The organism is Pseudalkalibacillus sp. JSM 102089 (genome assembly GCF_041366475.1).
Taxonomy (GTDB): Bacteria; Bacillota; Bacilli; order Bacillales; family Guptibacillaceae; genus Guptibacillus; species Guptibacillus hwajinpoensis_B.
Map to the genome: position 1 here is coordinate 820,352 of NZ_JBEWYW010000001.1, position 20,010 is coordinate 840,361.

The following is a 20,010-nucleotide window of genomic DNA, read 5'->3' on the forward strand; positions in this document are numbered from 1 at the left end:
TGTTCAAATGAAGGGCCTCCAGCGTTTGTCGTCCCTAAACGCTCACTTCCGCTTTTCTTAACCATCCGTTCTAAAGAATCCGAAGATGCCTGTGGTGTTGACTATGTTGGTGAAGGCGGTTGGGTCGATGTCTTGGATGATGTGCTCGAGGTCGTATAGTTCATAACGTGTGACGACGATCATGAGCATTTCTTTGTCTTCTCCTCTGTAAGCACCTTTGGCAGGAAGCTTGGTGATTCCTCTTACAAGACGGTCATGAATGGCTTTTTGCATTTCATTTCCTTTGGAAGTTACGATCATAGCTGTTAGTTTTTCGTGACGTGTATGAATGACGTCGATTACTCGAGATGATACGTATAAGGTAACGAGCGTATAAAGGGCTTTTTCCCAGCCATAAAGCATTCCTGCGGTGAGGATAATCAACGCGTTCATGCTGAAGAAATACGTACCGATTGGACGGTCTTTCATGCGGGATAGAATCATGGCTACGATGTCCATTCCCCCGGTGGAAGCCCCCCATTTTAATGTAAAACCGATACCAATCGCTGCAATTACTCCGCCAAACACTGCATTGAGCAGTATATCTTCTGACAGAGCCTGAACTGGAATGATTTCAAGGAAAAAGGTAGTAGCTCCTACACTAATGACGCTATATAATGTAAAAGACTTGCCCACTTTCTTCCACCCCAGAATAGCTACAGGGATATTTAGTAACATAAGTAAAATACCCGTTGAGATTGAAATAGGCGTATAATCACTTAGTACACTAGAAATGAGCTGTGCGATACCAGTAAAACCACTAGCATATACATTGGCAGGGATAAGAAATAAGTTCAAAGAAACTGCACCAAGAATCGCACCTAAGAGAATTACAATAATTTTTTTTACTTCTTCCAATAAGAACACCTTCTTTTTTGAAACAGAGATTTAACTCGTTTACAGAATATAAGTAGAGACTGATCCGATTGACAATACTCTCAGGATCCGATCTTTATAAGTGACGATTAGGTAAAGCCACATCTACTAAGCCAAGTATATCTAATCAAACTATCTAATCTACGTCAACTGTTTTCTATTCAACCCCATCAATAGGATTGATTTCCTCTTTACTAATGGGATAAACTTGATTATAACAAACATTCATTTACATACTGACTTAAAAATGAAGAAGGGACGATCGTCCATGACAGTTAAAATCATTACAGATAGCGCCTCCGATTTGCCAGAGGATCTCGCACGAAAGCACGACATCGACATCATGCCACTAATGGTCATTATCGGAGATCAGGAGTATTATGACCGTGAAGAGATCCAAGCAAAAGAGTTATATAAGACTTTGCGAGAAGGTACAATGGCCAAAACGTCGCAAATTCCTCCAGCACGGATACGAGAGACATTTACGAAATACGCTAAAATGGGTCAGCCTTTTATTTATATTGCGCTATCTTCTGGCATTTCAGGTACATACCAATCCGCTGCCATCATAAAAAATGAAGTACAGGAAGAATACCCTGACGTACAAATGGAGGTCATTGATTCCAAAGCTGCTTCTCTCGGCTACGGACTTATGGCGATCCACGCTGCAGAGCTTGCTGAAAAAGGTGAAGGATTTGAGCAAATATCAGAAAGCTTAAACAGCAAGTATTTAACGCACATGGAACACATTTTCACAGTAGACGACCTGGAGTTCCTTCAACGCGGTGGTCGCGTCAGCAAAGCTTCGGCCTTCTTTGGTGGAATGTTAAAAATCAAACCAGTGCTCCACGTTGAAGACGGGAAACTTGTTCCGATTGAAAAAATTCGTGGAAAAAACAAAGTCACAAAGCGTATGGTTGAGATCATGCAAGAACGCGGTGTTAATCTTCAGTCTCAATTAATCGGCATATCACATGGAGATGACCTTGAAAGCGCTGAAAAATTAAAAAGTGCGATTCAAGACACATATGGGAGTGAGCACTTTGTCATTCATGAAGTAGGCGCTACGATTGGCTCTCACTCAGGACCAGGAACACTTGCATTGTTTTTCTTAAATAAATAACTTCCTTTTACATAGGATGTCGCATAATCGCGTACTCTATTATTGTGCATGGCAATCCTAGCAAGGGAGGACATAACGTGTCATCAACAAAAGATAATAATAAAAAAGCAGTTGATCATAATGCTAAACGAATGTTGAAAAACAAGTTGAAAGAAGAAAATCGTGAAGGCGGGAAACACCAGTATTCTAAGGATACTGACCACTTGTAGAAATCAAGCAATGAAAAGAAACCGGCTAACCAGCCGGTTTCTTAATTTCTAACATCTGTGATATCGAAGTAAGGAAATGTTAGACCACCCCAATAAGCAAGAGAAAAACCTAGCGTGATGTAGAGTATAAAATATACGTCTACTCTCGAAAAGGTCTGTTTGTAATAATAAGTTCGTTCCTTATTATTGAATTGCTTCGCTTCCATGGCAACTGCAATGCGATGAGCTCTACGAATACTTTGAGAAAGCAACGGCACCGCATAAAGCGTCACAGACTGCATGATTCGAGCGAACCCTTTTTTCTTTTTTATACCTCTAATAAGTAATGCAGCTCTTAGCTGTTGGAATTCCTCCATCATAACAGGAAGAATCCGAACAGCAGCCATAAAGCTATAGGCATACCGAGGCGGTACTTTAAGCTGTTGAACGAGGGAATAGAAGAGAAATACTGGCCTCGTTGTCAAAGCGAATAGAAGTCCGAGCAAGGCGAAATTTAAAGCTCGAAACCCGATGTGAAGACCTCGAAAGAAGCTCTCTTCTGTAATATGAACGATTCCCCACTTCCACCAAGTCGTTGTTCCTTGACCAAAGAACATCATACTAGAAGCACTTGAGAAAAATAATAACAAAAATGGAATCATTAAGATCGCTAGTATCTTTTTCTGATGTCCTGTGGCGAACAAGACGAGAATTAATGGAACCACTGTTACATTGCTAATCAAATTTGGATTGTGAACGAATAAAAGAAGGATAAATAATGCTAAAATGAACACCAATTTGAAAGCAGGATTTAAACGATGAAGCCATGTTTCTTTATATTGTAGAGTCCACTGCATGATGTTCCCTCTCTTCCCTTCTCAGAAGTTCTCGATCAGCGGTTAGCTTACCCTCTTCAATGACCCACTCTCTCGTCCCATAATTTTGAACAATCTCCTCATCATGCGTCACCATGATAATGAGCATTCCCTTTGACCTTAATTGTTCAAATAAAGCTAGCAACTTAAACGTATTACTTGCATCCTGACCAAATGTTGGTTCGTCTAACAAGAGAATCGGTTGAGAACCAAACATGGCCGTTCCTACGCTTAACCTTCTTTTTTGCCCCGTAGAAAGCTGGTACGGATGAAGAGTTCGCACTTGCTTAAGATCATATGCTTGAAGCCACTGGGCTACTTTTTGATCTACTTCCACATCTCCTATCATTTCAAGGGAATAAGCAAGTTCATCATAGACAGAATTCGTGACAAATTGAAATTCTGGATTTTGAAAAACAAAAGCTAGTTGCTCACGGGAATCTTTGATCGATTTTAATTCCTGATTCTTTACTCTCTTTTTCCCGGACGTTTTCATCACATTCATTAAACTTAAAAGAAAGGAGCTTTTACCTGCTCCATTCTTTCCGGTAACCACAATCCATTCTCCTTCATGAGCTGATCCATTATGCACTTCAATTTTTGGGATTTTGCCACGATACCCTTTTAACTGTTTAATCTCAAGAATTTCTTCCCCTTTAACATACGATGCAGGAAGATTTTTTTCACTTGTATGTTCTTCCCATACGCCCGGATACCAAATCCCATATTCTTTCATCTTATGTTTATAAAAGGAGAAGATACTTTTTGGGTCGGCATCTGCGATAATCCTTCCCTCTGAATCGAAAAGGACGATGCGATCAACAAAATCAATCACTTCATTAATCTTATGCTCCACAATAATCATTGTTTGTGTAGCATTAATTTGCTTAATTGTTTTCCATACGTCAGAAGTACCTGCAGGATCAAGTAATGCGGTCGGTTCATCCAAAAAAATCACGTCTGGCTCAAGTGCAAGCATGGATGCAATGGCTAGTCGCTGTTTCATTCCTTGTGAAAGTGAATTAATCTCAATATGCGGATCCTTAAAGGAAAGACCTACCTTCTCAAGATAATGACGAATTAACCCTTCCATTTCAGGTTGCGGGACAGCACGATTTTCCAGTACGAATGCCATCTCTTCATCCACATATGGCATACAAAACTGAGAATCAGGATCTTGAAATACGACGCCTGAAGATTTTGGAATGCTTTTGGCATCTACCTTCATAGGCACTGGAACGGCATTTGGTATTAACCCAGATAATATTTGCAGAAGAGTGGATTTACCACAACCGCTCGGACCAAGAAATAAGACCTTTTCCCCTTCTGCAATCTCAAGAGATAATTTATTAAATAACAGCGTTTCCGCTCCCGCATATTTTACACGAAGGTTTGATACACCCACTTTCATATAACCACTCCTTACTGATCTAACGCCTTATAATCTTCATCACTTGCTGGTCTAACCAAGCTAGTAACACCTGTTTTCTCTAGAGCTTCTACAAGGAAATAAGCAAGTAGCCCAGCTAGTAGAAAACCACCTATTAACCTAGCACCAATGAGAAGTAGTAAATTCCATAGAGCAAGGTCCATCACATATCCATAGGCAGCATCCATGACAATGGAGCCTACCGCAGCAGCAATCCCTCCAAGCGCCGCAACAAATGCGGTGTATCGTTTATAGCCAAATAAGGCAAACATTAATTCCGTTCCTAATCCTTGAACAATTCCATATAGAAGAACAGATAATCCATATTCTGAACCAACAAGAAATTCACCAGAAGCTGCAGCTGTTTCTGCAAGTAGTGCCACACCAGGCTTACGAAGAAGAAGCACTGCCACAGTTCCCGCAATAAACCACATTCCGTAAATCACATCACCAATATGAAGGCCAAATGGTTTAAAGACGTTATAGACCGGTCCCCACAATTTATAAATAATCCCAAAAACAAGGGCAATCACGATCGTAATCAAAATGTCCGAAAGCTTTAGTCGTTTCATACCCGCTCACCTTTTTGGAGGGAGATTGGCCACTCTTCTACTTGATAAGCCATTTCCCAGAAACCATATTCCAACTGACAGCTAAGAATGAAATAGTCCCTGATTCGCTTCAATTCTCTTTCAGGTGCCGTCTCAGCCCACTGATCGAGGATTTTTCTTAGTTGATCCGTCACTGGTTCCATTGACTTCTCTCCGTAAAACGTAATCCAATCATAAAAAGGATGATCTTCTTTAGGATTAACCTCTTCCATTAAACGCTGACCAATCTCAAGGTATGTCCATGGACATGGCAGAAGCGCTGCAACGATTTCTCCGAGCGTACCTGAATGAGCAGCGTCAAGCATATGCCTCGTATAATGGTGTGCCGTCGGGGCGAGGGGATAGCCTTGCAGTTCTTCATAAGTGACGCCTGCAGCTTGACACAAATTATTATGAGGATGAACCTCACTATGGAGTACAAATGATATTTGTTCAGTGAAAAGCGCCATCTCTTCTCTGTTTTCACATTTCGATAGCGCAATGCCATAGATTCGAACAAATGTATTCAAATATTCAAAGTCCTGCTTTACATAGTGAACAAGCTGTTCCTTCTCTAACTTTCCCTCCGCAATTCCTCTTACAAATGGATGGTTAAAGATTCCTTCAAAAATTGGTGCTGCTTCCTCTCTTAACTGTTCAGTAAACGACATAAAAAAACTCCTCTCCGCTTTTCATCCAACTGATAAAGAGGAAAGGAGCTTGAATGCCGTTGTTCCGTCATTTCTGAAGCGACTCAACGTTTTTTTACAACGTTCAAAAGCCGCTCCAAAAATGGAGCGGCTGCGGTGGCATCCGTCTCCACTTTCCTCCGCTGGCGCTAACCAGATCAGGTTCAAAGGGTCCAGGACATCCTGTCTCAGTCATATAAATGACTCCCCTAGTGGATATATAAAAAGCTTTTTTGATTGATAGTTTGATAACTATTAAGCTACTCTTCTTTCACACCTTTGTCAACCATTACTGGAAGTTCGATAACAAAAGTTGTTTTTTCTGGATTTGATCGCACTGAAATCACACCTTCGTGCTTTTCAATAATTTGCTTGCAAACAGACAATCCAAGACCCGTCCCTAGTTTTTTTGTACTAATGAACGGTTGAAAGATACTTTCAACAAGATGCGATGAAATTTGCCGTCCGTTATTGGAAATTTCAATCGTGATTCGTCCATGGTTTTCTTTTGCGCTCATCTCAATTTTTCGATGATCGATTTTATTTTCATTTAACTCTTCAATCGAGTTAATCATAATATTAAGAATGACTTGTTTGATTTGTTCTTCTACACCGAACAGTGGAATGTCTGGATGAATTGCTGTTTCCACTTCTATCTTTGATTCTAGTAGTCTTGGATAAAGAATTTCAATAGTATATCTTAATAATCCACTTAAATTTAATGAAAGAGGGCGATCATCGCTCCCACGCATTTTTGATAAGAAAAGAAATTGACTTACCTTCTCTTCTAGACTTTTCATTTCGCTATTAAGGATTTCGAAATAATGTTTCTCGATTAAATTATTAGCATCACTATCATCTTCTAATAATTTTAAAAATCCTTTAATGGAGGTAAGAGGATTGCGAAACTCATGAGCAAAGCTCGCACCTAGCTGACCAAGAATGGTTAAACGATCACTATGCATTTCTTGTATAAATTTGTTTTTATCATGAATGATATTATCCTTCACCTTCGTGTATTCCGTCACTGAATGATACGAATAGGCGTTAAAGTAATTATTAATGATTTGAATACCTTTCGAAAGTTCATCTCTATCAAATGATGATTCGTTTAAGACAGAGATCACCACTGATCTCCCAAAATTAATATTCGCAATAAACTCTCCGATATTAACATTTGCTTCAATTCGCTCATTGGCAATTTTCTTAGTTAATGTCATAATCCAGCTTTCATCCTGAAGACGAATATAACGAGAGATAAGTTCAACCGTTCGTTTCCCATTCTTAATGATTTCTTCATAATAAGGATCCTCTTGAGAAATTTTTGCGCCAAGCAGCCACTTTTCTACAATTTCGGGCTGACTTTGTTCCAAAAACGACGCAAATCGTTCTTCAAATTCAGATTCGCTTAAATCAAAATTCATACCTCTCGCCTCACAAACTACATTATAGGTTTGTTTCATTTTATCATGTAATGGAAATGTCATCATTATATTCTCAGACTTTAGGTTTAGAAATTCTCTCTATTGGAAACTCCTTACATATATATGATTTGAAAGGAGCTATCCCATGCGACCAGATTTTAGACAAACGGATGGACAACCAGCACAACATCAAAATCATCAACCAGGATCTCAGCAAGAAATGAATCCAATGCCCTTAATGGAAGACCCAGATTATAAAGGATCAGGAAAATTAACGAATAAAGTCGTCCTCATTACTGGAGGAGATAGTGGGATAGGTGAAGCCGTTGCGATTGCTTATGCAAAAGAAGGAGCAAAAATCGCCATTGTTTATCTTGACGAACATGAAGATGCGCAACTTACGAAGCAAAAAATCGAAGAAGTCGGAAGCGAATGTTTATTGTTGCCGGGAGACATTGGAAGTGAAAGCTTTGCTTACGATTTGATTAAACAGGTGATTGATCATTTCGGACAGCTCGATATTTTAATTAATAATGCAGCAGAACAGCACCCCCAACAGGGAATAGAAGAAATTAGTGCTGAACAGCTCGAAAAAACATTCCGCACCAACGTTTTTTCCATGTTTCATCTGACGAAAGCCGCTCTTCCCCATCTAAAAAATGGAAGTGCAATCATTAACACTTCCTCCGTAACCGCCTATGAAGGCAATGACCAGCTGATCGATTACTCTAGTACAAAAGGCGCAATCACTACGTTCACAAGGAGTCTCGCAAAGTCGCTCGTTGGAAAAGGAATTCGTGTCAACAGCGTTGCACCTGGTCCTATTTGGACACCGCTTATCCCTTCCACCTTCTCAGCAGAAAAAGTGAAAAACTTTGGTACGAATACACCTATGGGGAGACCGGGTCAGCCAGAAGAATTGGCTGCAGCTTACGTTCTTCTTGGTTCGGACGGATCTTCTTATATGACCGGTCAAACCATTCACATTAATGGCGGACAGTTCTTATCATCTTAAAACCTCCTTTGGGAGGTTTTTTATATTAGTTACTCTATAAAAAATGATTTTTAAGATTCAATTGGACAAGAGTTTATACGTCTTTTTACTGCATTCATATAGTATAGAGAAAATAATTTTAGACTATATTTGAACACGTATGTTCAATAGGGGTTGTCATTATGGTTTTTATCAATCGATACTCCACCCGAACATGTGGAGCCATGACATTTACAGGAAATACGTTAGGTTTAAGTCAGTTACTTAACGCTAATGAAGCAGGAACACAAGGTAGTATCGGAGCATTTATTACAACTGATACAACACTTCAAGTGCCAACTTTTCCACCAGGAACCACTCTTGATTATACATTAAATAACTCAGAGGCCAATTTAGTATTACCAGCTGGAAGTACCGTTTTATATGCTGAATTAATCTGGGGAGGAAATTATCTTTCAGTAAACGAAGATATTACATCTGAAATTAATAATTCTGTTACTTTTACTGACCCAAATGGGACAGATTTCACAATTAGTCCCGATCCAACTACTAGTAACGAGCCTACTTTTACATTTGGAGCAAACACGCGAGGATTTTACATGCGTTCCAATGATGTAACTTCTATTGTTCAAGCAGCTGGTGCTGGTACATACACCGCTGGTGGCGTACCAGGACTGCTTGATCCTCTACAAGCTTCCACAGCTGATACGAACCATGCAGGATGGACGCTTGCTGTTGTTTATGCGAATAGTACATTACCAAATCGATCTTTAAATTTATTTGTTGGGGCAGATGGTATCGTTATTAACCCTTTGAATCCTATTATTGATATTCCCATTTCAGGTTTTATGACTCCTCCTTCAGGTACGGTAGATGCCCGTTTACTCATCTCAGCTCAAGAAGGTGACGCGAATATAGGAGGAGATCAAGCTCTTTTTGGGCCTGATGCAGGTACATTAACCCTTCTCTCAGGACCTAATAATCCAGTTGGGAACTTTTTCGGCTCTCAAATTAATGATGACACAGGAAATCTTGACACAAGCGGAACATTTGGCACTCGGAACCAGGATCCTTTTACATTAACGAATATTGTTGCCGGAAGACAGGGATGGGATATTACAAACGTCAGTGGGGCTGGCCTATTACCGAACAACCAATCAACGGCTGTTTTCCGCTTCACATCTTCAGGTGATGCTTATATGCCTAATGCACTAGGCGTTCAAATTGACGAGGGGGATGCCATTTTAGATATCGTGAAAACCGTTGATAAGCCATTTTCCACCTATCTTGACGTGCTTTCGTATACGATCACCATTACAAACAACGGCGTTGTTCCCGCTATTAACGTAATCTTTACTGATTACCTTCCAGCTTGCACCCAATTTATTGAGAACAGTTTGTATATTGATGGTGTGCAATATCCAGGTAGTAATCCCCAATATGGTATTGACCTCGATGATATTGATGTCGGTGATACCGTTACAATTTTCTTCCAGATTGTTGTGAAACGATGTAACTGTTTTGTTCTTAATGTAGCCGAAGTCGAGTTCAGCTGTGGTAAAATCGCTACTAGTAACCAGGCAATATCTACTGTATGTTAATTTAATCCTATATTAAAAAGGATCGCGTGCTAATCACGCGATCCTTTTTCTATTAGCTATTGACCGCCATTGGGCTGATTTATGATCTGTGTTGACCAATTGCATTGAGCCAAAACAATATGATCTAGCATGTTTCTTATTAAATATAGTCGATTATTCTACTCTCATAATTGTTAGTGAAGCCCCTACGCCAGAATCTAGTATAATTAAGGTAGCCACTCCAAATAGTTGCAGTGAAATAACATCTCCAGCTAATAAAGAAACTATGGCTTCTGCGCTAAATTTAGTCGATGCTACCGTCGGAGAAATAACAGTTTGTGGTAACTCCACTCCATTTACGACTATTCTAGAATTTATGATAGAAGCAGCTTCTGGATTAATATGATACGAAAGACGATATCTTCCATCTTCTTGGACTGTAAAGAAAGTATTAGTGCCATCGACAGTTATCGTTAGTGGCAAACTTTGTGAATCCGGCAAAGTTAAATCCGTCCCTAAAATATCGGTATTTATATTAGCATTCGAAGTATTAGCGGCAAATCCGGACGTTGAAGTCACTGACGGTCCCTCTGGTCCTACTGGGCCTTCTGGACCTTCTGGACCTTCTGGACCTGGAGGCCCTGGAATTCCCTGTGCTCCTTGTCTAGGAAATGCACCTCCTGCATAACTTCCACCACATCCTGAACATCCCATATTCTCACCCCACTTAAATAAATTCACTTACTAATAGTAAACGTTGGAGTAATGTAAGTTGGAACGGCAAGTGACTGCTTGTTCAAAGTTTTATTTTTTCATTACTTAAATTCAACCCTTTAACACCCTTCTCAAAAAATCCCCAAAATAAATAGCCACCTTCGTGGCTATTTCATACTCTCATTCTGGTTGATTGTCCTAACGGTCCAGCGCTCCACAACTTGGTGTGGTACACAAACACGTTTGTTTCCTGATTCAGGATCACTAATTTTCTCTAGTAAACAGTTCACAGCCTGATAACCTAGTTGAAAAATATTAATATCAACTGAAGTAAGCGGCGGACTCGCATATTCAGCGAGCATCACATTATTAAAACTAATAATAGAAACATCTTCAGGAACAGAAAGACCAATCTCATCAAGCTTGCTCATGATACCTAGGGCCATGAGATCATCTGCAACAACTAGCGCGGTTGGAGGATTTTCTAACGAAAATAATTCCATTACCGCTTCCTGTCCGCCTTCTTTTAGAAACTCGACATGAACAACATAATCGTCCTGGAGTGGGATTTCCGCTTCCTGTAGGGCTTTTTCATAACCGTGTAACCGCTCCACGGTTACGACTAGATCTAAATTCCCTCCTACAAATGCGATTCGTTCATGACCTTTGCCAATAAAATGCTCGGTTACATCTTTTGCCGCGTTAAAATTATCATTATCGACATGAGTGATTGAATCTGGATTTACTAGTGGCTTCCCAATAACGGTAAACGGAAAATTTTGTTCCTGTAGAAACGTCATGATTTTATCATCGATTCTTGAATAAAGCATTACAATACCGTCCACTCTGCGCCCGTGAACCATCCCCATTACGCCTTCTAACATTTCTTCTTCTGTTGCCCCAGTAGACATATACAAAGTATAATCTTTTTCATGAGCCTTCGTACTAATGCCCCGAAGAACCTCCGGAAAGAATGGATTCTGTAATACTTTATCTGCTGAACTCGGCATAACAAGGCCAATCGTTTGTGTACTCCGGTTCGCTAGACTTCTTGCATTATAGTTAGGGTGGTAGCCAAGCTCTTCCATCGCCTCTCTGACACGACGTTTCGTTTGCTCACTAATTCGTGGATTATTTGCGATCACACGTGATACCGTCGATGGCGCAACATTGGCAAGCTTCGCTACATCTTTAATCGTTACTGCCATTGGGATTTCCTCCTATACAAAGCTTTCGCTTGTTCGTTTCATATGATAAGTAATTGGTCTATCTTAACTATCTAATGATTCATTGTAAACGATTTCTATTGAAAATGACATCTACTATAGAGAAACAATCGTGCCTATTAAAGGTCTCTAAACAAAAGGTTAGGATAAAAAAAGAGAAAGAAGCTGCAAGAGTAGCTTTCCTCTCTCTCTTCTTTCTCACGTCTTGATCTATCCTTTCGTTCCTCCAGCAGTAAGGCCAGATATAAAGTAACGTTGGAGCGATAGGAATAAAATTGATATTGGAATCGCAATCAATACTGATCCTGCGGCGAACGTTGTAAACTCATTACCAAACTGATCAGAAATCATTTTGTAAAGACCAACCGCCAGCGTATATTTATCTTCACTACGAAGAATAACTTGAGCAAGAATAAAGTCCGTAAACGGTGTAATGAAACTAAATAATGCTACTACAGCAAGAATCGGTTTCGCAAGTGGCAATATGATTTGCCAGAAGATACGGAAATGACCTGCTCCATCGATTCGAGCTGATTCATCAAGCTCTTTTGGAATTGTATCAAAGTATCCTTTAGCAAGCCAGGTATTCATTGGTAGTAAACCACCTGTATAAACAAGAATCAGCGCAAAGTGCGTATCTAACAAACCCGTTGTATAAGCTAATACATAGATCGCAATAAGTGCTGCAAAGTTCGGGATCATTTGAAGAATTAAGAAAGTCATTAATCCATTTTTACGACCGACGAAACGATAGCGTGAGAAGGCATACGCCATACAGGAGATCATCGCTACGGCTAGAATCATTGTGATGATACAAATCTTCAATGTGTTCCAATACCAAAGTAAATAATCACTTTCAGCGGTATTAAATAACGATTTGTAATGCTCCAATGTTGCATCCTTCGGGATAATGGATGATCCAGATAGACTGTCACCAGGATTAAAGGAAGACCCTACAATCCACAGAACTGGATACAAGATGATGACACAAGCTATAGCGATGGCAATATAGGACAGTGTTAAACGTAAGGTATTCTGCATTTTTGGACTCATATTACATCATATCCTCTTCTTGGAATGATTTTGTTCTTCTAAACTGCCACAGTGCTACACCAATAACAATGGCGGATAGAATCATGGTAATAGCAGCAGCTTTGCCATATTGTGCAGACGTAAACGTAAGCTTATAGATCCACGAAATCAAAATGTCAGTAGAGCCTGCTGTTTGACCAGATACGGCAGGACCACCACCGTTAAACAGGTAAATAACGTTAAAGTTATTAAAGTTAAATGTATATTGTGTGATTAAAATTGGCGCGATTGCAAAAAGAACCATTGGAAGCGTGATTCCTCTAAACTTCTGCCAGATATTCGCACCATCTACTGTTGCAGCTTCATATAATTCATCTGGAATCGATTGAAGCACACCCGTTACCATAGCGAAAATAAACGGGAATCCAAGCCAGAACTGTATAAGAATTAAAGCAACTTTAGTCCAAAATGGCTCTGTAAGCCATGGTATCGCATCGATACCGAACGCTGCTAAGATGTCGTTATTTATCGCACCAAACGTCTCATTAAACATCCCCGCAAACACAAGGATTGATACGAAAGCTGGTACGGCCCAAGGCAAGATAAAGATTGTTCTAAAGATGCCTTTAAATTTAAGGTCTTTCTGGTTCATCAAAACGGCTAGAAAAATACCAATCGCTATTTGTCCTGTTGTCGCAACAAATGTCCATACGATTGTCCATGAGAAAACATCGATGAAAGTATCGCGCCAGATGTCTAGCTTAAATATGTCAATATAGTTTTGAATCCCAATCCAGTCTACTAAATTAGCTGGTGGAGAATGGTAAAGATCGTAGTTTGTAAACGAAAGTAAAATAACAAACAATATCGGAAAAATAACAACAAAAATTAATAAGAAAAATCCAGGTGATAGCATTAAGTAAGGAAATCCTTGTTCAGAAACATTACGGTATTGCTCTCGAACAGAATTTAAGGGAATGCCTAGATCACGATTTCTTCCATTCAAATATGCATCCCTTAGGTTTAAGAAATAAATAACCAATCCAATCAGGATAACAAGGACAGCGATAATTCCCTGTGTTAACAAGAAGATGGAGTGATCTCGTGGTAGCTTTTCCCCCAGGGTAACGATCCCCCATAATCCAATGTTGATTAAGTCAGCAAAAGCAACGGCAAATGAAACCGTTAAGATGAAGAACATAAGTCCTTTGAGGATCTGCTTGTTATAAAACTGACCGAATCCAGGTATTAGTGATAAAGCAAGTGCTGTTTTTCGATGCTTTGTTTGACGCTCAGTTGCCTCCATCGTGATGGCAATCCCCTTTCTTCTCCCCACTTTTCTAGCTTTAAAGTGAGAAGCAGTACCCCGTTTCCGGAGTACCGCTTTAAATTTTCAAAACTTTAGTTGCTGTGATTCTGCTCGATTTGAGACTTAATTGTTTTTGTAGCCTCATCAAGGGCCGCTTTTGGTTCTTGCTTATCTGTTGCTACTAATTGTAGAGCAGACGCTGCTGGCTCCCATACTTCAGCCATTTCTGGAATGTTAGGCATTGGAACGCCATATTGAGATTGAAGTGCTACGGCACTTGCACCTTCATTATCAGCAATAACTGGATCTTCAATTAGTGATTTAACAGGAGGAATTTCTGCTGTTTTTTCGTAACGAATCTTTGCATTTTCCTCATTTGTTAACCATTCAACAAGCTTCGTAGCCCATTCTTTGTTCTCAGAGAAATTACTTACGTGCCAGCCTTTAACACCGATAAACGTTTTGAAATTCTCTCCGTTTGGAAGTGTAGGCATCGGCGCAACACCAATGTCAATTCCAGCATCTTTATAACCCTGGAAAGACCATGGTCCGTTCATAACGGAAGCTGCTTTCCCTTCATTAAACAGACCATCCATTGTAGATCCACCGTTTTCACCAATTAGGCCTTTAGGGAAAAGATCTTCCTGATACCATTTCTGAATGTATTCCGTTCCTTCAATAGCACCATCATTATTAAGACCGATGTCATCTGGGTTTAATCCCTCATCAGTGCGATCAAACACATAGCCGCCATATCCTGAAAGCACAGCGTTCGCAAAATAGAAGTTATCCCATAGCGCAAGGAAGCCATACTGCTTGTCCTTCGTGAAGTCTTTTGCGAAATCATAGACTTCATCCATTGATTCCGGAGCTTTGTCCATGAGATCTTTGTTGTAAATGAATACAGGTGTTTCTGTTGCTTTTGGTAGTCCATACAGATTACCGTCAAAGTTTTCAGCTTGAATAGAAGATTCTGTAAATGTATCAATCACAGACTGTTCAACTTCGATTGGGGAAATGAGTCCCTCAACTGCAGCTTGTCCAATTTGATCGTGCGGAAGTGTAATAACGTCAGGACCAGTACCTGCTGGACCATCAAGACGAATTTGCTCTCTAATTTCGTCAGCCATACCTAGTTCTTTAAATTCAACTTTAATTCCGTACTCTTCCTCGAAACTAGCAATAGCCGGTTCAAGTGCAATCCCTTTATCTGTATCTTCCCAAACAACTAGCTTCTCAGGTTTATTTGCATCTTCTCCCTCAGAATCACTGCCCCCGTTGTTACTAGAAGCGTTTTCATTGTTTTGCGGTCCGCATGCTGCAAGAACGCCGATTGCAAGAACTAGTGTAAGAAACAAAGCGAAAAAGCGTTTCATGTGTTAACCCCCTCTTAATTTTACGATAGGAGTACAAGCGCTTTCATATAACTTAATGAAAACGATTGCACTGTCTTTCTATAACTTATTATACATGGCTATAAAATTTTCGCAACCGTTTGCACAAAGTTTTTTCAAAATTTTTTCGAAACAGTAAATTCACCTTGTTTTTTACATTTGACTAACCTACTTTGATCTTCTACATTTATATAGAAGCAACATTCCATTTCGATTAGTTCTTGAAAAGAGTTTCCTATTATCAAAATGCAAGCGATTGCACATGGAGGTATCTAGTTATGTTTAAAGAAGCCATTTATCACCGCCCAAAGAACAACTATGCTTACGCATATGATAAGAAAACGCTACACCTGATGATCCGAACAAAGAAAGATGATGTGACATCCACTTCCCTTATTTATGGAGATCCGTATGATTGGAAAGACAACGCATGGCAGTTCACTTCTAAAACAATGAAAGTAACTGGCTCAGACTCTCTATTCGATTATTGGAGTGTAGAGATCCAACCTCCTTATCGTAGATTGAGATATGGCTTCTATCTAGAAGATAAAAATGAAGCATATTATCATACTGAAAAAGGATTCTATACGGAACAGCCATCAGATACAAACGACTATTATAGTTTCCCTTTCCTAAATGAAGCTGATATCTTTACAGCTCCTGAATGGGTGAAGGACACAGTATGGTATCAAATCTTTCCCGAACGATTTGCTAACGGGGATGCTTCCTTAAATCCAAAAGATACGCTTCCATGGGGTGAATACCCTCCGGAGCGTAACAACTTTTTCGGGGGAGACTTTCAGGGGGTAATAAATCATCTTGATCACTTAACAGACCTTGGAATTCGCGGCATTTACTTCACACCTATTTTTAAAGCGGCCTCAAACCATAAGTACGATACAATCGATTACATGGAGATTGACCCACAATTTGGCGATAAAGAAACATTTAAAGAGCTCGTCAAAGCCTGTCATGAAAGAGGCATTAAAGTTATGCTTGATGCTGTTTTCAATCATAGCGGATATTACTTCGAACCTTTTCAGGACTTATTAAAAAACGGAGAAGCATCACGCTATCGAGACTGGTTTCACGTGAGGTCCTATCCAATTGAAACAAAACCTCTTCCCTCCTATGATACTTTCGCCTTTGAAGCGACAATGCCTAAGCTTAATACTGAGAACCCAGAAGTGAGAGAGTATTTACTACAAGTTGGTCGCTACTGGGTAGAAGAATTTGATATTGACGGGTGGCGACTTGATGTTGCAAATGAAATTGATCACCGCTTCTGGCGTGAATTTAGAAGAGAGGTAAAGCGAGTTAAGCCTGAGCTTTATATTCTTGGTGAAATCTGGCACGACTCGATGCCGTGGTTACAGGGCGATCAGTTTGATGCTGTAATGAACTATCCTTTAACTGCTGCCCTACTTGATCATTATACAAATGGAAAAATCTCTGCCGAAACAATGGGGAACCGACTATCCGCACTCCTTCACTCTTATCCTGCAAATGTGAATGAGGTTGCCTTTAATTTATTAGGAAGTCACGATACACCGCGACTCCTCACACTAGCAAACGGGAAAAAGGAGGTCGTGAAGCTTATGTATATCCTCCAATTCTCTTTCCCAGGAACACCTTGTATTTATTATGGTGACGAAATTGGGATGAAAGGTGGCGCTGATCCTGGTTGTCGAGAATGTATGATTTGGGATGAAAAAGACCAGGACACTGAACTATTTCAGTTTTTAAAAGAACTGATCGCCCTACGCAATCAACACCCTGCATTTCGGAACGATGGAACTTTCGAAGTGGTGTATACAGATGAAACGCTTATTCAATATAAGAGGCAAACGAATAATGAAACGCTCCTCTTTCTATTAAACAACTCAGAAAAGACTATAACTACTGATCTCTCACTCAACTATTTGAACGCAAAAACTCTTTTAGGGAGTCAGCACGACTCTAGCCTTCTTCATCTTGAACCATTTGGCTTCACTATTTTAGACATTTCATAAGCAACAAGCTCCTGGTCATCACCCAGGAGCTTCTTTTTATGCCTCAGAATTCGAAATCAACTGAAAGCGCAACCACACTTACCCCACTTGGAATATTTTGATTACTTACATTTATTAAGGTTAGATTATGTAACGCACTATTTTAAATTTTCAAAAAATAACCTTGAATTTCTTGTTTTCACCGCATAATATTAGGATATAGAAAAAAGGCAATGTTAGAAAAACTGACATGGAGGGTCTTACATGAAAAAAGTAGAAGCCATTATTCGTCCTGAGGCATTTCAGGACCTAAGAGATCGATTAAGAAATGAAGGTATCACTGGCATGACAGTATCTGAAGTAGCTGGATGTGGATTACAAAAAAAACAAACTGGTGTCTTCAGAGGAAGTCATTTTGAAGTCTCACTTCAGGCAAAAATTAAAGTAGAGCTCGTTTTTGATGATGACCTGCTTGATCATGTTGTCAAGCATATTCGCGATATATGTGCAACCGGCGAAGTTGGCGACGGCAAAATATTTGTTTATCCTGTCGAAGATGTCATTCGTATACGATCTGGTGAACACGGACTCACTGCATTTAAATAAATCAAAAAGGATGATAAAAACAATGAAAAAAATCACTGGTTTGTTCGCGCTTCTCTTTCTCCTCTCAGGAGGACATGTCTTCGCAGCAGGCGATGCCTCCGCTGTAACCGCCTTGAGTGCTTCAATGGATACCGTATGGATTATGATTGCAGCCTTTCTAGTATTCTTCATGCACGCTGGATTTGCGATGGTTGAAACTGGATTTACCCGTTCTAAAAACGCCTTAAATATTCTAATGAAGAATCTCCTAACAATGTCAATTGGCGCTGTGCTCTACTTTATAATCGGATACGGATTGATGTTCGGTTCTTCAGCCGGCGGTTTTATTGGTAGTGATGGCTTCCTTCTTCTAGGACAATCTGAAAACATCGGCTTCTTTGTTTTCCAGGCCGTCTTTGCCGCAACTTGTGCGACAATCATTTCTGGTGCAGTAGCTGAAAGAATGAAATTAATCAGTTATATTGCTGTAACGGTTGCCATGATTGGATTTGTTTATCCTGTTGTTGGTCACTGGATTTGGGGTGGCGGATGGCTTTCAGAACTAGGATTTGTTGACTTTGCTGGCTCAACGGTCGTTCATATGACAGGTGCACTTGGTGCGGTTGTGGCTGTCGCCTTTCTTGGAGGACGTCTTGGTAAATACTCAGACGGTAAAGTAAACGTTATTCAAGGTCATAACATTCCACTTGGCGCACTAGGGGTATTCATTCTTTGGTTCGGCTGGTTTGGATTTAATGCAGGTAGTACACTGTCAGCAAGCGACGCACTTATCCCTACAATCGTAGCAACAACACTTCTTTCTGCTTCAAGTGGTGTAATCGGAAGTGCCCTTTATTCTTATATTCGCTATAAGCAAATTGATGCTTCTTTAACTCTAAACGGCGCATTAGCTGGGCTTGTCGGAATTACAGCAGGTACAGCAAGCGTATCTCCAATTGGCGCTATTTTCATCGGTCTTATCGCTGGAGTAATCTTGATTGAAGCCGTTCAACTGATTGACCGTCGCGTAAAATTGGATGACCCAGTTGGAGCGATTGCTGTTCACGGAGTGTGTGGTGTGTGGGGCACGCTAGCCGTTGGACTTTTCGCAATCGATGGTGGTTTATTCTACGGAGGCGGTGCCTCCCTTGTACTCGTTCAAGCAATCGGAATTCTTGCAGTTATGGCGTGGACGATTGGTACAGTAGGTATTTTCTTATTCATCTATACTCGCTTCTCTTCCATTCGCGTTTCTCGTGAAGAAGAAATTCAGGGACTTGATTTCGCAGAGCACGGCTCAACAGCTTACGAGCTTAGAGGAGGCCTTCTAAACAACAACGAAAGCCCTTCTGCTGGAACACCATTCGGCCACAACCTAGTCGAACGCCTCAACGGACTCGAACAAGCACCAGTTGAAAAAAGAAAAGCAGAAGGAAGCGTTTAGACACGAAAAGCGGAAGTGGGCGGTTAGACACGGCAGGCACTGGAGCCTTTTCATCTGAACACGGTCTTTGTGTTCGGATGAAAAGGTGAAGTGACCGAGTGTCTGCCCACTGCAGCTAGACACGAAAAGCGGAAACGAGCGTTTAGAAACAGAGATATTGGAGCTCTTGAACTAGAACACGCCCTTTGTGTTCTGGTGAAAGAGTGAAATATCGCAGTTTCTGCGAGTCGCAGCTGGACACACGAAAAGCGGAGCGGGCCCGCCTAAATCCGCAGGATGTTGGAAGCCATGAGAGTGAGACGCTTCATGTCTCATTCGAATGGGTGAAACAGCCGGAGGATTTGGCCCGCGCAGCTAGACACCGAAAAGCGGACGCGCCCGCTTAGCCTCGACAAGCGCTGGAGCCCTCTAAAAAGAACACGCCCTTTGTGTTCATTTTAGAGGGTGAAGCGATCGAGAGGCTGGGCGCTGCAGCTGGATCATAAAAAGCGGGAACGAGCAATAATAA

18 protein-coding genes, 1 pseudogene and 1 riboswitch are annotated in these 20,010 nt (G+C 40.5%); of the genes and pseudogenes, 8 read left to right on the plus strand and 11 right to left on the minus strand.

Annotated features, from left to right (window positions below):
• Positions 1 to 57: 57 nt before the first annotated feature.
• The gene (locus ABVF21_RS04120; RefSeq protein ID WP_303534781.1) at positions 58 to 906 is read right to left on the minus strand and encodes a YitT family protein; all 849 of its coding nucleotides are present in this window, start codon (positions 904 to 906) and stop codon (positions 58 to 60) included.
• Positions 907 to 1,183: 277 nt separating this feature from the next.
• Between ABVF21_RS04120 and ABVF21_RS04125 the strand changes: the two genes are divergently transcribed.
• Positions 1,184 to 2,038, plus strand: coding sequence for a DegV family protein (locus tag ABVF21_RS04125; RefSeq protein WP_303534779.1), 855 nt, complete (start codon positions 1,184 to 1,186; stop codon positions 2,036 to 2,038).
• Positions 2,039 to 2,115: 77 nt separating this feature from the next.
• Positions 2,116 to 2,247 carry a DUF3941 domain-containing protein gene (locus tag ABVF21_RS04130; protein WP_226612574.1) on the plus strand — a complete coding sequence of 44 codons (132 nt, stop codon included), beginning with the start codon at positions 2,116 to 2,118 and terminating at the stop codon, positions 2,245 to 2,247.
• Between the two features lie 41 nt (positions 2,248 to 2,288).
• On the opposite strand, the gene ABVF21_RS04135 is transcribed toward ABVF21_RS04130, so the two are convergent.
• The 5 genes from ABVF21_RS04135 to ABVF21_RS04155 form a co-directional block, all read right to left on the minus strand.
• Positions 2,289 to 3,083 (minus strand): energy-coupling factor transporter transmembrane component T family protein, encoded by a 795-nt coding sequence (locus tag ABVF21_RS04135; RefSeq protein WP_303534776.1) that lies wholly within the window; start codon positions 3,081 to 3,083, stop codon positions 2,289 to 2,291.
• Positions 3,061 to 4,512 carry an ABC transporter ATP-binding protein gene (locus ABVF21_RS04140; protein ID WP_371017531.1) on the minus strand — a complete coding sequence of 484 codons (1,452 nt, stop codon included), beginning with the start codon at positions 4,510 to 4,512 and terminating at the stop codon, positions 3,061 to 3,063. Before ABVF21_RS04140 ends, ABVF21_RS04135 begins: the two co-directional genes overlap by 23 nt.
• Before the next feature lie 11 nt (positions 4,513 to 4,523).
• Positions 4,524 to 5,102: an ECF transporter S component gene (locus tag ABVF21_RS04145; protein WP_226612570.1), complete on the minus strand. Its 579-nt coding sequence runs from the start codon at positions 5,100 to 5,102 to the stop codon at positions 4,524 to 4,526.
• Positions 5,099 to 5,791 carry a thiaminase II gene (tenA, locus tag ABVF21_RS04150; protein WP_371017532.1) on the minus strand — a complete coding sequence of 231 codons (693 nt, stop codon included), beginning with the start codon at positions 5,789 to 5,791 and terminating at the stop codon, positions 5,099 to 5,101. The genes ABVF21_RS04145 and tenA overlap by 4 nt, the downstream gene beginning before the upstream one ends.
• A gap of 136 nt (positions 5,792 to 5,927) precedes the next feature.
• A riboswitch (TPP riboswitch) is annotated at positions 5,928 to 6,030 on the minus strand.
• A 39-nt stretch (positions 6,031 to 6,069) separates the two neighbouring features.
• On the minus strand, positions 6,070 to 7,233 hold the full coding sequence (locus ABVF21_RS04155) for a histidine kinase N-terminal domain-containing protein (protein ID WP_303534754.1): 1,164 nt from the start codon (positions 7,231 to 7,233) through the stop codon (positions 6,070 to 6,072).
• A 145-nt stretch (positions 7,234 to 7,378) separates the two neighbouring features.
• On the opposite strand from ABVF21_RS04155, the gene ABVF21_RS04160 reads away from it, so the two are divergent.
• The 3 genes and pseudogenes from ABVF21_RS04160 (at position 7,379) to ABVF21_RS22795 (ending at position 9,828) form a co-directional block, all read left to right on the plus strand.
• The gene (locus ABVF21_RS04160; RefSeq protein WP_371017533.1) at positions 7,379 to 8,248 is read left to right on the plus strand and encodes an SDR family oxidoreductase; all 870 of its coding nucleotides are present in this window, start codon (positions 7,379 to 7,381) and stop codon (positions 8,246 to 8,248) included.
• Positions 8,249 to 8,409: 161 nt separating this feature from the next.
• Positions 8,410 to 8,964 (plus strand): annotated as a pseudogene (locus ABVF21_RS22790) (hypothetical protein); the annotation flags it as partial.
• A gap of 462 nt (positions 8,965 to 9,426) precedes the next feature.
• Complete coding sequence (locus tag ABVF21_RS22795) at positions 9,427 to 9,828, plus strand: DUF11 domain-containing protein (RefSeq protein ID WP_425589850.1); 402 nt, start codon at positions 9,427 to 9,429, stop codon at positions 9,826 to 9,828.
• Positions 9,829 to 9,981: 153 nt separating this feature from the next.
• Here ABVF21_RS22795 and ABVF21_RS04170 read toward each other — a convergent pair whose 3' ends face one another.
• The 5 genes from ABVF21_RS04170 to ABVF21_RS04190 form a co-directional block, all read right to left on the minus strand.
• Positions 9,982 to 10,521 (minus strand): BclA C-terminal domain-containing protein, encoded by a 540-nt coding sequence (locus ABVF21_RS04170; RefSeq protein WP_303534749.1) that lies wholly within the window; start codon positions 10,519 to 10,521, stop codon positions 9,982 to 9,984.
• 167 nt (positions 10,522 to 10,688) lie between these two features.
• Positions 10,689 to 11,729 (minus strand): LacI family DNA-binding transcriptional regulator, encoded by a 1,041-nt coding sequence (locus tag ABVF21_RS04175; protein WP_303534748.1) that lies wholly within the window; start codon positions 11,727 to 11,729, stop codon positions 10,689 to 10,691.
• A gap of 228 nt (positions 11,730 to 11,957) precedes the next feature.
• Complete coding sequence (locus ABVF21_RS04180; RefSeq protein ID WP_226612558.1) at positions 11,958 to 12,800, minus strand: sugar ABC transporter permease; 843 nt, start codon at positions 12,798 to 12,800, stop codon at positions 11,958 to 11,960.
• A 1-nt stretch (position 12,801) separates the two neighbouring features.
• The gene (locus ABVF21_RS04185; RefSeq protein ID WP_194222272.1) at positions 12,802 to 14,085 is read right to left on the minus strand and encodes a carbohydrate ABC transporter permease; all 1,284 of its coding nucleotides are present in this window, start codon (positions 14,083 to 14,085) and stop codon (positions 12,802 to 12,804) included.
• A 95-nt stretch (positions 14,086 to 14,180) separates the two neighbouring features.
• Positions 14,181 to 15,464, minus strand: a complete 1,284-nt coding sequence (locus tag ABVF21_RS04190; RefSeq protein ID WP_303534743.1) for an extracellular solute-binding protein — start codon at positions 15,462 to 15,464, stop codon at positions 14,181 to 14,183.
• Between the two features lie 296 nt (positions 15,465 to 15,760).
• Between ABVF21_RS04190 and ABVF21_RS04195 the strand changes: the two genes are divergently transcribed.
• From ABVF21_RS04195 to ABVF21_RS04205, 3 genes are all read left to right on the plus strand, one after another.
• Positions 15,761 to 17,494, plus strand: a complete 1,734-nt coding sequence (locus ABVF21_RS04195) for an alpha-glycosidase (RefSeq protein ID WP_371017535.1) — start codon at positions 15,761 to 15,763, stop codon at positions 17,492 to 17,494.
• A gap of 243 nt (positions 17,495 to 17,737) precedes the next feature.
• Positions 17,738 to 18,079 carry a P-II family nitrogen regulator gene (locus ABVF21_RS04200; RefSeq protein ID WP_303534741.1) on the plus strand — a complete coding sequence of 114 codons (342 nt, stop codon included), beginning with the start codon at positions 17,738 to 17,740 and terminating at the stop codon, positions 18,077 to 18,079.
• 22 nt (positions 18,080 to 18,101) lie between these two features.
• Positions 18,102 to 19,502: an ammonium transporter gene (locus tag ABVF21_RS04205; RefSeq protein ID WP_371017536.1), complete on the plus strand. Its 1,401-nt coding sequence runs from the start codon at positions 18,102 to 18,104 to the stop codon at positions 19,500 to 19,502.
• Positions 19,503 to 20,010: the final 508 nt, after the last annotated feature.